Source organism: Mesorhizobium sp. P160187, assembly GCF_057766425.1.
The window spans coordinates 736,382-748,663 of record NZ_JBYMDX010000003.1; the positions used below are offsets into that span (position 1 = coordinate 736,382).

12 protein-coding genes are annotated in these 12,282 nt (G+C 65.2%); 7 read left to right on the plus strand and 5 right to left on the minus strand.

The annotated features are described in order from the left end of the window. Nucleotides 1-14 precede the first annotated feature (14 nt). From AC3CCE_RS06850 to AC3CCE_RS06870, 5 genes are all read left to right on the plus strand, one after another. Complete coding sequence (locus AC3CCE_RS06850; protein ID WP_352510321.1) at nucleotides 15-929, plus strand: sugar phosphate isomerase/epimerase family protein; 915 nt, start codon at nucleotides 15-17, stop codon at nucleotides 927-929. A gap of 78 nt (nucleotides 930-1,007) precedes the next feature. After that, on the plus strand, nucleotides 1,008-2,042 hold the full coding sequence (locus tag AC3CCE_RS06855) for an ABC transporter substrate-binding protein (protein WP_023683115.1): 1,035 nt from the start codon (nucleotides 1,008-1,010) through the stop codon (nucleotides 2,040-2,042). A gap of 278 nt (nucleotides 2,043-2,320) precedes the next feature. Next, nucleotides 2,321-3,871, plus strand: a complete 1,551-nt coding sequence (locus AC3CCE_RS06860; RefSeq protein WP_352624808.1) for a sugar ABC transporter ATP-binding protein — start codon at nucleotides 2,321-2,323, stop codon at nucleotides 3,869-3,871. Continuing rightward, nucleotides 3,868-4,839 (plus strand): ABC transporter permease, encoded by a 972-nt coding sequence (locus AC3CCE_RS06865; protein ID WP_352510319.1) that lies wholly within the window; start codon nucleotides 3,868-3,870, stop codon nucleotides 4,837-4,839. Before AC3CCE_RS06860 ends, AC3CCE_RS06865 begins: the two co-directional genes overlap by 4 nt. Before the next feature lie 235 nt (nucleotides 4,840-5,074). After that, nucleotides 5,075-6,055 (plus strand): ABC transporter permease, encoded by a 981-nt coding sequence (locus AC3CCE_RS06870; RefSeq protein WP_023728503.1) that lies wholly within the window; start codon nucleotides 5,075-5,077, stop codon nucleotides 6,053-6,055. A 292-nt stretch (nucleotides 6,056-6,347) separates the two neighbouring features. Here the strand turns inward: AC3CCE_RS06870 and AC3CCE_RS06875 are convergent, their stop codons facing one another. Beyond that, on the minus strand, nucleotides 6,348-6,788 hold the full coding sequence (locus AC3CCE_RS06875; protein WP_023686526.1) for a lipid-binding SYLF domain-containing protein: 441 nt from the start codon (nucleotides 6,786-6,788) through the stop codon (nucleotides 6,348-6,350). 160 nt (nucleotides 6,789-6,948) lie between these two features. Further along, the gene (locus AC3CCE_RS06880) at nucleotides 6,949-7,941 is read right to left on the minus strand and encodes a hypothetical protein (RefSeq protein WP_352510318.1); all 993 of its coding nucleotides are present in this window, start codon (nucleotides 7,939-7,941) and stop codon (nucleotides 6,949-6,951) included. A 198-nt stretch (nucleotides 7,942-8,139) separates the two neighbouring features. Between AC3CCE_RS06880 and AC3CCE_RS06885 the strand changes: the two genes are divergently transcribed. Together AC3CCE_RS06885 and AC3CCE_RS06890 are read left to right on the plus strand one after the other, a co-directional pair. Further along, entirely contained in the window at nucleotides 8,140-8,808 is a 669-nt protein-coding gene (locus AC3CCE_RS06885) for a hypothetical protein (protein WP_352510317.1), read from the plus strand. A gap of 13 nt (nucleotides 8,809-8,821) precedes the next feature. Next, a complete protein-coding gene (locus AC3CCE_RS06890) occupies nucleotides 8,822-10,033 on the plus strand; it encodes a cytochrome P450 (RefSeq protein WP_352510316.1) in 1,212 nt (403 codons plus the stop codon). Here AC3CCE_RS06890 and AC3CCE_RS06895 read toward each other — a convergent pair. The 3 genes from AC3CCE_RS06895 to AC3CCE_RS06905 all read right to left on the minus strand — a co-directional run bounded on the left by AC3CCE_RS06895 (nucleotide 10,017) and on the right by AC3CCE_RS06905 (nucleotide 12,268). Continuing rightward, on the minus strand, nucleotides 10,017-10,931 hold the full coding sequence (locus AC3CCE_RS06895) for a glycosyltransferase family protein (RefSeq protein WP_023691919.1): 915 nt from the start codon (nucleotides 10,929-10,931) through the stop codon (nucleotides 10,017-10,019). The genes AC3CCE_RS06890 and AC3CCE_RS06895 overlap by 17 nt on opposite strands. Next, nucleotides 10,928-11,803 carry an alpha-1,2-fucosyltransferase gene (locus AC3CCE_RS06900; protein WP_023686531.1) on the minus strand — a complete coding sequence of 292 codons (876 nt, stop codon included), beginning with the start codon at nucleotides 11,801-11,803 and terminating at the stop codon, nucleotides 10,928-10,930. The genes AC3CCE_RS06895 and AC3CCE_RS06900 overlap by 4 nt, the downstream gene beginning before the upstream one ends. Nucleotides 11,804-11,908: 105 nt before the next feature. Continuing rightward, on the minus strand, nucleotides 11,909-12,268 hold the full coding sequence (locus AC3CCE_RS06905) for a hypothetical protein (protein WP_023691921.1): 360 nt from the start codon (nucleotides 12,266-12,268) through the stop codon (nucleotides 11,909-11,911). Nucleotides 12,269-12,282 lie beyond the last annotated feature (14 nt).

Below are 12,282 nucleotides of genomic sequence, written 5' to 3' on the forward strand. Positions count from 1 at the left end.
CTAAGGGAGGCAGAATGAAACTAGGAGTGCTAACAGCACCTTTTGCGGAGACGCCGCTTGGCGAGGTTGCCGACTGGGCGCACTCGGCCGGCTTCGAGGCGCTGGAAATCGCCTGCTGGCCGAAGACCTCCGGCGCGACGCGACGCTATGCCGGCACCAGCCATATCGATGCCGCTTCCACCTCGCCCGCGCAGGCCAAGGAGATCGTCGCTTCGCTGACGGAGAAGAAGCTGACGGTCTCCGGCCTCGGCTATTATCCCAACCCGTTGCATCCGGACCCTGCCCATCGCGAGGCCGTCATCGGCCATCTGAAGAAGGTCATCGTGCTGGCCGCCAATATGGGCGTGCCGGTGGTCAACACCTTCTGCGGTGGCGATGCCTCGAAGACCGTGGACGTCAACTGGCAGGACGCGCTGAAAGTCTGGCCCGAGACCGTCGCCTATGCGCGCGATCACGGGGTAAAACTCGCCTTCGAGAACTGCCCGATGATCTTCACCTATGACGAATGGCCGGGCGGGCACAACATCGCCTATTCGCCGCTGGTCTGGCGGCGCATCCTCGAAACCTGGGGCGGCGAGGTCGGCATGAATTTCGACCCCTCGCATCTGGTCTGGCAGATGATCGACCAGGGCCGCTTCATCAAGGAGTTCGGCCCCTACATGCTGCATGTCCACGCCAAGGATTTGATGATCGATCATGATGGTTTGTATGAGCGCGGGATCCTTTCCGCCGGGATAGGCTGGCAGGTGCCGCGCATGCCGGGATTGGGCGATGTTGACTGGAGCGGCTTCTTCTCCGGCCTCTACCGCGCCGGCTATGACGGCTCGGTCATCATCGAACATGAGGACAGGCGGTTTGAAGGCAACGACGATGCGGTGAAGCGGGGCTTCCTGCTCGCCCGCGACGTGCTGCGCCCCTTCGTCAAATGACGAGGTGAATGACTTGGTCTGAACCTGCCGAAGGGTCTGACCCTGAGACGAAAAACAACAATGTGGAGGAGTACTGACATGAAGAAAATACTGACCATGGTCCCGTTGCTTGCGGGCGCTGCCTTGCTGGCATCGATGGGCGTGTCGTCGGCCGAAGCCAAATATACGATCGGCATTTCCAACACCGTGCAGGGCAATGGCTGGCGCGAGGAAATGGTCTGCGCCATGAAGGCGCAGGCGCTGGCTTCGGGCGAAGTGACGAAGCTCAACATCGCCCATCGCAACACCGATGCCGCCGGCCAGCTCGAAGACATCCGCAATCTGATCAGCGCCAAGGTCGACGCCATCGTCGTCAACCCCGCTGATCCCGCCGGCATCAAGGCGGGCCTGGAAGAAGCCACCAAGGCCGGCATCGTCGTCGTTGCCGTCGACCAGGCGGTGACCGAACCGTCGGCCTACATCATCTCCAACAACCAGGAACAGTATGCCTATCTCGGCGCCAAATGGCTGTTCCAGCAGATGGGCGGCAAGGGCGAAGTGTTCTACATGCGCGGCGCCGCCGGCGCCTCGGCCGACAGCGATCGCGACAAAGGCTTCAAGAAGGCGCTGGCCGAAAACCCCGGCGTGAAGGTGGCGCAGGAAGTCTTCACCGGCTGGCAGCAGGATCAGGCCAAGCAGCAGATGCTGTCGTTCCTGGCCACCGGCACGCCGTTCAACGGCGTGTGGACGTCGGGCATCGACAACGTCATCGTCGACGCGCTGGTCGAATCGCAGGCGCCGCTGGTGCCGGTGGTCGGCGCCGACAATGCCGGCTTCGTCGGCCAGCTGAGCTCGGTGAAAGGTCTCGTCGGTGCAGCCGTCACCAACCCCGGCTCGATCGGCGGCGCGGGCGTGACGCTGGCGCTGCAGATCCTCGACGGCAAGAAGCCGGCGCAGCAGACCGTGCTGGTCGACCCGCAGCTGTGGGACAACGCCACCGACGAAGGCAAGGCCAAGCTGAAGGCAGCCGCCGATCCGTCGCTCAGCCCGGAATGGCCGGTCTCGATCTCGATCCCGGAGTGGACGACCTACACGAAGGACCAGATCGTGGCCTGCAAGGGGCCGGGGGAGTAAGCCTGGTTTGAATGAACTGGCGAGGACGGCGAACGACCGTCCTCGTCACACAGACTAGCGCTCTACGGCGCCCCCTCTGTCCTGCCGGACATCTCCCCCACAGGTGGGGAGATTGGCTGTCATCTCGGCTTTCGCTAATTTTCTACGTCGCAATACGAGGGGCGGCGCCGGAACTGCCAATCTCCCCCCTTGTGGGGGAGATGTCCGGCAGGACAGAGGGGGGCGCCGTAGAGCGCCGACATTAGTTTCTGGAACCATCAATTTTGACAACAAACCATTTGACCACCAGCCCCCTCCTCGACGCCACCGGCGTCGCCAAGAACTACGGCGCGGTTGCAGCGCTTCGCAACGCGTCGCTCTCCGTGCTGCCGGGCGAGGTCCACGCGCTGATGGGCGCCAACGGCGCCGGCAAGTCGACGCTGGTGAAGATCCTGACCGGCGCCATTCCGGCGAACTCCGGCCGCATCCTGATCCGTGGCGAGGCGCGCGACATTCGCTCGCCCGCCGCCGCGCGCCGCGCCGGGCTGCTGCCGGTCTACCAGGAGCCGTCGCTGATCCCCGATCTCGACGTTCTCTCCAATCTCAGGCTCACCGGCACGCCGGTCGAGCCGTTCCGCGCCTGGGTGCGCGAGCTCGGCATCACCGACCTCGATCTGCGCGACACCGCGCGCGACATTCCGCTGGCCGTGCTGCGCGTGCTCGACCTGGCGCGGGCGCTCGCCGTCGAGCCGGACGTGCTGCTGCTCGACGAGATGACGGCGGCCCTGCCCGCCAACCTCGCCGAAAAAGTGCTGGAAGTGGTGCGCCGCCAGGGCGATGCCGGCCGCGCCGTGATCTTCATCTCGCACCGCTTCGTCGAAATCTCCGCACTGTGCGACCGCGCCACCGTGCTGCGCGACGGCGAGACCGTCGGTGTCGTCGACATCGTACCCGGAGTCGAGGAAAAGATCGTCGAGCTGATGCTCGGCACCCGCATCGTGAAAACTCATGTCGCCGCCCGCAGCGCCGCCGAGAAGGCCGCGCCCGCAGCTGCCCGGCCGCGCATCTCCGTGCGCAATCTCCGCGTCGGCGCCAAGCTCAGCGACGTCTCCTTCGATCTCGCCGACGGCGAAGTCGCCGGCGTCGTGGCGCTCGAAGGCCAGGGCCAGGACGAATTGTTCGCCGCCCTTGCCGGCTCGATCCGGCCCTCCGGCGGCACGATCGAAGTCGATGGCCAGCCAGTGAAATTCGCCCACCCGATCGACGCCATCCGCGCCGGCATTGCCTATGTGCCGGGCGACCGCTCCGAGGCGCTCGCCATGCAGCGCTCGGTCCGTGAAAACATCGCCCTGCCCTTCAGTGCCGCGCTGCGCAACTGGGGGCCGATCAACATGCGCCGCGAGCGCGCGACCGTGCTCAGCGCCATCGAGCGGCTGCAGATCGACACCCGCGCCCAGGGCGAAGTGCAGCGCCTGTCCGGGGGCAATCAGCAGAAGGTGACCATCGCCCGCTGGATCGCGGCGGATGCCCGCACCATCCTGTGCTTCGACCCGACGCGCGGCATCGATGTCGGCACCAAGCAGGAGATCTACAAGCTGCTGCGCGAACTCGCCGGCAACGGTAAGTCGGTGCTGTTCTACACCTCGGAGCTGGAGGAGGTGCAGCGCGTCTGCGACCGCGTCATCGTCATCTTCGGCGGCCGCCTCGTCGACATTTTTCCGGTCGAGGAGGCCGACGAGCCGGCGCTGATGCGCGCCGCCTACGGCCTGCCGCGCGGCGCCAAGGCCGACATCGGCATTCTGGCAGACCCGACCGCGAACACTTCGGCTTCGCCGGAGGCGACGCCATGAGCCATTTCCTGCGCCGCCAGGGCTGGGTTGTCGGCCTGTTTGCCCTGCTCATCGTCCTGTTCATCGCCACCAGGATCATCCAGCCGGCCTATGGCAGCAATGATTTCGGCTCGCTCGCCCGGGCCGTTCTGCCCTATGCCTTCGCAGTCGCCGCGCAGACGGTGGTCGTCATCGCCGGCGGCATCGATCTGTCGGTCGCCGCCATGATGGCGCTGACCAGCGTCACCGCGGCGTCGATGATGAATGGCGCGAGCGAGGAATACGCGCTGTTCGTGGTGCCCTTCGTGCTCGCCATGGGTTTTGCGCTCGGCGCGCTCAACGGCCTGCTCATCGTCGTCACCCGCGTGCCCGACATCGTCGTGACGCTGGCCATGCTGTTCGTGCTGCAGGGAGCAGCGCTGTTGGTGCTCGACGCGCCGGGCGGCGGCATCGCCGAATGGCTGAAGGCGCTGATCTCCGGCACGGTACGGATCCCCGGCCTGCCCGACGCCGTAGATGCCTGGGTCCCGAAGGCGCTGCTGGTGCTGATCGTGTGCCTCTGCGTCATCTGGATACCGCTGCGGCGCTCGCGCCTCGGCCTCTCCGTCTACGCCATCGGCTCGAGCGAACTGGCGGCGTTCCGCTCCGGCGTGCCGGTCAAGCGCACTCGCATCATCGCCTATGCGCTGTCCGGCCTGTTCGCCGCCTTTGGCGGCCTGGCGCTGACCATGAGCACCGGCATCGGCGCCCCCATCCCCGGCCCCTATCTGCTCGCCAGCGTCGCCGCCGTGGTGCTGGGCGGCGTCGCGCTCGGCGGCGGCAAGGGCGGCCTGCTCGGCCCCATCGTCGCCGTCTTCGTGCTGAGGCTGGTGCGCACCGACCTGACGCTGCTCGCCATCGACCCCAATGTCACGGCCATCATCGAGGGGCTGATTATGGTGGCGGTGGTGATGTTCGGGGCGTTTATCACGATGCGGGGGCGGCAATGATGGGTGTGCTGTCGCAGAGAGACGTCGGCGTTCCTTCGCGCCCCCCTCTGTCCTGCCGGACATCTCCCCCACGAGGGGGGAGATCAGCTGTCATCGCCGCTTTCGCCAGCCTTCAACGTTGCAAAAAGGAGCGAGGCGCTGGAGCTGCCAATCTCCCCACAAGTGGGGGAGATGGCCGGCAGGCCAGAGGGGGGCGCCGTAGAGCACTGTCCTCGCAGAACATTGGGCGCACCCCATGAGCACCACCGCCATCACCCCGGTCCCCTTCGGCCGCCGCATAAAGCGCTTCATGGCCGATCGCCCGCTCATCCCGCTGATCGTCCTGCTCGCCATCCTGGTTATAATCCTGCAGATCCTGCGCCCCGGCATCGTCAACGAGCGCTGGATCGCCAACACTATTAAATTCGCCATCCCGCTGGCGATCCTGGCGGGATGCCAGACCATGACCATGCTGACCGGCGGCATCGACCTGTCGGTCGGCACGGTGGCAACGATGAGCGCCTTCATCATGGCGACGCAAGTGGTCAACCAGGACCCGGCGGTGGCGTTCCTGCTGGCGATGATGCCGGCGGTGCTGATCGGCCTCGTCAACGGCATCGGCGTCGGTGTCTTCCGCGTCCACCCGCTGATCATGACGCTGGGCACCAGCCTGATCGGCACCGGCTGCCTGCAGGTCTACCAGCGCACGGTGATCGCGTCGGGCGCAAAAATCCCCGACTTCCTGGCTTGGCTCGGCACCGGCGTGACATGGGGCTTCCCCAACGCGCTGCTTTTGTTCGTGCCGCTCGCCGCCCTCATCGTCTTCACGCTCGCCCGCACCGGCTTCGGCCGCCTGCTCTACGCCGTCGGCGACAATGAGCGCGCGACCCGCCTGTCGGGCGTGCAATACTGGCAGGTCATCACCGCGCTCTACGTCACCTCCAGCGTGCTCGCCGGCATCACCGGCCTGCTCTATATCGGCCTGATCAAGGCGCCGTCGCTGTCGCTCGCCGAACCGCTGGTGCTGCCCTCGGTCGCCGCCGCCGTCATCGGCGGCACCTCCATCTTCGGCGGCCGCGGCGGCTACACCGGCACCATCATCGGCGCCCTGATCCTGACCGTGCTGACAACACTGCTGACCATCCTGCAGATGCCGGAGGGGGCACGGCGGATCTTGTTCGGGCTGATCGTGCTGTTCGTGACGGCGGCGTATTTGCGGATTGTGGAGGAGCGGTAGGGGCTGGCGCCCGACGCTGCATTGGGCGAAGCTTCCCCATCCAAGGTTCAGGCCAAGCGCACGGGAGCAAGTTCCCCCTCACCCGGATTGCCAACCGAATTGCGAAGGGCAATTCGGGGCAATCCGACCTCTCCCCGAGGGGAGAGGAGGGCGCCAGCGTCAACGCCAGCCTCTTCTCCCCAGCGGGGAGAAGGTGGCCGCGAAGCGGCCGGATGAGGGGGCTGGCGCAGCCATAGGCGATTATCATCGCCCCAGACGAGCTTACCCCACCGAGAACGCGAGGGAGCGCCCCCTACTTCAAAGAAATCGCCATCCCGCTCAGATCCGCATTCACCTGCAGCCCCACCTGCCGGCCCGTAAGCTCGAGCTGGGCGCCCTTGTCGTTGGTCATGACGATCACCTGCGCCCCCTTGCCGAGCGCGCCGCCACCGCCGGCCGCGCCATAAACCCCGGTCGCATCCCGCACCCTGCGGATATGGCGCACGGTGCCCCGGAAATAGGTCTTGGAAACCCCGAAGGCGAAGCCGCCCGAAACGCCGCCGATCGTGATGGGATAGGAGCGGCCGTGGAAGGTCAGCGTCCCCTCGCCGCCGGAACCGCCGACGAAGAAGGCCGCCTTGTACACGGCAAAGCGGATCGTGCCGCTATCGGCATGCGCGGCGCTGGCAGCGCTGACGGACACAGTTGTGATGGCCGCAACCGCGAGCGAACGAAAGCTGGACGAGATGGTCATGGTGCGAGCTCCTCAGGATCGCCGCTTGCCCAACCGGCAGGGCTCGTCGGCGTCTTAACAAACTTGAACAGGTTCAGGCCGGATTTGGTTCCAGGCAGGCTGTGACAAGATCCGACGAAACGTGACGTGGTGTACTTTCGGGTTGCGGAGGAGGCGGCGGCTATTTCCTCTTCCTGAGCACTTTTCGCAGCGTTAACTTCAACCGCCTCATCTGGTAATGGCGCCGCAACTTGGCCAGCGCCGACTGGTGGGCGGTGTCGATTGCAGCCAGCGAGCCCGCCTCGGTAGCCTGCGGCAGCGCGAGCAGCGCGTCGGCCTGAAGATCGGCAAAGGGCTTGGGGTCATAGCTGGCGAACGGCGTCGGCGGGTCGCTGAGCACGGTGGGGTTGCTGTTGATCTCGAACACTACAAGCCTGCCGTCCACGAAAGTGTAGTCGATGCGGCCATACTGCATGCAGGCTTTTTCGAAGACCTGCATGACCGCATTGGCGTCAGGATTCGTATCGACATAGGTCCTGATTTCTTCGATATGCGCCGGCAGCAATTGCTCGGGCGAATTCTTGACGAACCACGATTTCGACATGGCGCAATGCTGGCCGTAGATCGTATCGCCGACCCGAAACGCCGCGTACTTCCTGAAATAACCGTCCATTCCGGGGGTGCCGATCATCTCCACCACCATCGGCCGCACCAGATCGCTACCGTCCAGCCGGGCGATCGCGGCGTCCAGCGCCGGCCGGTCGTGCAGCAGCGGCGGCTCTCTGTAGAGTGCGCCCGTCTCGTCGCGGATGAAAACGGGATAGCGTATCGCCTCTTCCAGCTCGTCCGGCCTGAACACACGAAAAGCGTTGCTGCCGTCGGCATGAAGCAGGCGCAGCAGGTCGAAGCGCTGCAGGCTGGCGGTCGGGTGATTGAGCTGCGTCAGGCCGGTGTTGTCAGCCAGTTCGGCGCTGATGCCGGCCGCGCGGCTCAATTCGTCCGATGTCAGCCGGTCCATGTCGGACCAGATGACCACCCCGGCGCGAACGCCGCGCAGCAGCCCGGCATCCTCGTAGCGCACCAGCCGGAACCACGCCTCCAGGTCAGTCCGGTGATACAGAAGCACCACCGCCTGCGTGTAGGCGTGCTCCCGGTGCGCGACGTAAAATATCATGCGTTTCCGTTGTCCGTATGTAATTGCAAAGGGGAACCATGATAATTAGACAGGCTTGTGAAAGCCGTGAAATGGTTCTCGATCCGGCATGCGTCAAACAGGAGATAGAACAGGTTGACGTTTCCGTGAAGCTGCAAACCGCATTGGCAAGAAACTGCCATGCGCCATCAACGCGTTAGAAGTCGAGGCAGCCGACACATGAATTTAGACGATGTTGCGACACCCATCCGCCGGTTAGACCTGGAAGACATCCCTTTGCTGATGGAGCTTGAGGCTGCCGCCTGGGCCGCACCGCTGCAGGCGAGCGAAACGACCATCCGCCACCGGCTGGCACTCGGACACACCATGTTCGGCGCGATCGATGGCGATCTGCTTGCTGGCACCATCTGCTTTACCGAGACCAGCCAGGATCCGCTGGTGCGCGCCGATTTCCCCAGGAATTTCGATGCCTATGCATCGCTGCCGCGCAGCGAGCCGGTTTACGCACTTTACGCCTACAATCTCTGCGTCCGGCCGAGCCATCGCGGCTCCAACACGGCGGTGCGGCTCTTGAAGGAGATGGAGAGCCACGGCCGCCGCCTGGGCGCCAGCTGGCTGATCGGCGATGGCCGCTGCTCGTCCTATGCCGGCTCCTCGGGCGAAGAGTATGATCATGTCAAGGCCGATGCGCGGTTCCGCGCCACCATCGACCGCTGGAACCAGACCGGCACAAGACCGCCGCTGGAAGAGATCATCCGCGATCCGCTGCTGCGCATGCACTACCGCGTCTACGGATGCGAGTTCCTCTACGTCATGCCGGACTTCTTCCCGCAGGACGCCACGTCAGGCGGCTTCAGGGTCATTTCAGCCAAGAATCTCAAGGCATGAGATTCGCGCCGTCATGACAGCTCCGCATTTCGATCCGTTCGCGCTCGGCGACGACCCGTTTCCGCATTTCGCCCGCATGCGCGCCGCCGGCGGCATTGCGCGCGGCGTCGCGCCCTATCCCGAGCTGGCCGACGCGCATTATGTGTTCAGCCATGAGCTGGTGTCGGGCGCGCTGAAGCATCCCGCTCTTGTTCAGGCGCCGCCGGGTACATATGAAGAGGTCCGCCGCAAGCTCGTCGACCATGCGCCCATGGCTCTGCTCAGCCGCTCGGTGCTGCTTGCCGATCCGCCTCAGCATGGCGCCTTGCGCCGGCCGGTCGCTGGCTTTTTCTCACGGCCGGCCATCGAAGCGCTGACGCAAGGTCTTCGCGCGCTGAGCCACGAGCTGGTCGAGCGTGCGCTGGCGGATGGCCGCGTCGACGCCGTCGCCGGGCTCGCCGTGCCAGTGTCCTTCTGGCTGCTGCAGGAAATCCTCGGCATCGAGATCGAGGACCCTTGGGCGTTGAAATCGGTGACCCGCCGCATGGCCAGCGCATTCGACCTGCGAAGAGCGCAGCCGCCGGCAGAAAGCGCCGAGGCCTATCGCGAATGCCAGGCTTTTGTCGAGGAGCGGCTGGCTCGACAGGCCTACCGGTCGGACGGAATGGTTGCCGGCATGGTGCGGGAGGTTGCGCAAGGCCGCTGGTCGCGCGAGGACATGGTGGCCAACATCGTCTTCATGCTGTTTGCCGGACAGGAGACTGTCGTCGACGCTCTCGGCAACGCAATTGTTGCGCTGGATCGCTTTCCCGAACAGCGCGCGCTGCTCAAGCGCGGCGCTGTCGACTGGAGCAGCGCGGCGGCCGAACTGCTGCGCTATGGCGCCTCGGTGCAATACGCCGTCGCCCGCATCGCGGCGCAGGACATCGACCTCGGCGACGTCAGGATTGCGGCTGGCGAAGCGGTCGTGCCGGTGCTCGGCAGCGGCAATCGCGACGATGCCGTCTTCGCCGATGGCGACCGGCTGGACCTCACGCGCCCGCCAACCATGTCGATGACCTTCGGCACCGGCCTGCATGTCTGCCTCGGGCAGCATGTCGCCCGTATCGAGATCGCGGCGATGATAGAAGCCCTGTTCACCCGTGCGCCCGGATGGCGGCTCGATGCCGCAAATGCCGAGCGCCGCGCCTCGATGTCGTTTCACGGCATGGCTACCGCGCCGCTGATCCTCAACCCCGCTGCGTGAAAAGCGGCCGCGTCTGGGGGATGACCGCCGGGTCGAGCGACCTGACGATTTCCGAAACCTTTGCCCGCAAGGCGCCCACCGTCGCATCGTCGAGCGGATCGAGAATATCGTTCTGATCTCTCGATACCCGGTACTCGTCCAGCGACGGCGCCTCGCTCGACGGCGTGAAGCCGCCGCCGCGGGCATGCTTGTCGGCCAGTTCCTGCCTCGATTTCACGGCATAGTGGCGGATCCAGCCGATCTTCCATTCCATCGGCATGGCCGCCGGGTGCTTGTCGAGCGTCATGCCGTCGACCAGCGTCCTGCGGAGCGAGATGCGGAAACCGTGCGGGTGCGGCATGAACTGCCCGGGATCCCGCAGCGCCTTGCGCAGCACCGAGGACACGCGGGCAAACGACTTCTTCCAGCGCGCGGTCGGGGCGTCATGCGTGCCGCGCCTTTGAAACCGCACCGTCACCAGTTCGTCGTCATAGGCCTCTTTGCCGTCGCTGCCGAAATTCACCCAGCGAAAGGCGACGCTGCGCACGCCCGGGCGGCTCAAAAGCGAGCGGACCAGTTCGGCTCCGCTCCAGGGCGGCGCGTCGAGCGGCTCGAGGAACTCGTCGGCGTCCATGAAGCCCAGATAGCGATAGCCGTGGAGCAATGCCTGCCAGTAAAGATAGGAATAGGCCCGCCGCTGCGGCAGCACCGTGTCGTGTCGCCAGTCGACCAGCCGAATCCAGCCGGCATCGCGCAACGCCTGGAGCACCGCCGTCTGCGGTCCGGCGCTGCAGTTGTCGGCGATCATCAGGTCGAAGCCATGCAGCTTGTGCCAGGCGACCCACTCGATCACATAGGGCTGCTCCAGCTTCATGATCGCGCAGATCACCGGCCTGTTGACGGAAAACGGAATTCTCATCGCAACGCTTTCCCCGCGCCACCCGCTGCTGCTTGAGGCTCGACCTGCCGGAACGGGATCGCATCGCCATAAAATGCCGCAAGCTGCTCCGAAGAGCCCGTCCAGTCGCCCATGTCGAACTGGTGGAACCGATAGCGTGGGTCGTCAAGGGGCAGCAGGTCGATATCCGGCCTGATGCACCGGTCGAATATGCCGGCCACCGGCAGATGGATCGTCCGCGCCGAAGACAACCAACCGGCCAGCCAGGAGAAGCTGCTCACCCCCGTGACGAGATGGCTCGCCCGGCGCAGCGTCTCGAAATCGGTCAATGGCGACGCCTTCGGCGCGAAGACAGCATCGGGAAAACGCTGACGCAGGCGCCGGCAATAATCGTTGTCGTCATGGGTCTGGCCGACGAAGACCGGCTTGCGGCCGCTATCCTTGATGAGCGTCTCGAAGAAGCCGAATGGCATCGGGCAATAGTTGCGGTGGAAGCCGTCGAGGATGTCGCCGGCCCGCACATGGATGACGAGAAAATCGTCGCCATGGGTCGGCGCGGCGACGGCACGCCCGTCGAACAGCCCGGAGACCTCGTCCCGGTCATAATAACCCAGCCGCTGCGCGAAGCCCTTGAAGCGGATGCTCCGCGCCCGCCTGTCGCGGAACGCGGCTATGATCCCGTCGAGGTCGTAGCGGTGATAGCCGTCGACCCGAAGCAGCCGGTATTTCCACAACAAAGGCGGCCGCACCCTGGCGATGGACCATTCCGGCAGGTCGGCGTCGCAGACATAGCCACCGGGGATACGCTTCGCCAGCACATGGCAAAACATGTACTGGAACATCTTGTTCGCCATGCCGCCAAACGGCTGCATCACGATGGGCACTTGCCGCATTGGACCCCTTTCGCCAAAGACGGTCATTGTTACCCGAGCTGCGCGGGCCGGTCGACTGGCCTCTGACGCCAAGGGCGCATCATGATCGCCGCCGGCAAGCCACCCTCAGGGGTAATGCGTCGGCTTTGGCGCGTAGATCTTTGGATCGAAGTCCAGATCCCTCGGCAAGGGCAGGCTTGAGCACTGCAAATGCACCTCGCGTGCGAGCAGCCTTCGCTGCTTCTGCTCGTTCTCCTTGATGGCCGCCACGAGGCCCATGCTGTAGGGCCCCAGCACGACGCCGGCGGCCCATCCCGGATGCTCCTTCTCGCGCGCGTCGTAATTCATGGCATCGGTGCGGGCCTGCTGGCATTCCGGCGTCGCCCATTTCGGGTCTTGGGTCGAGAGCGAGGCTCCATACTGGACCGGAGACGATACGCACCCTGCCACTGTCGCAGTCAACGCGACGACCATTGCAATTCTCATCCGCAAGCCCCTCC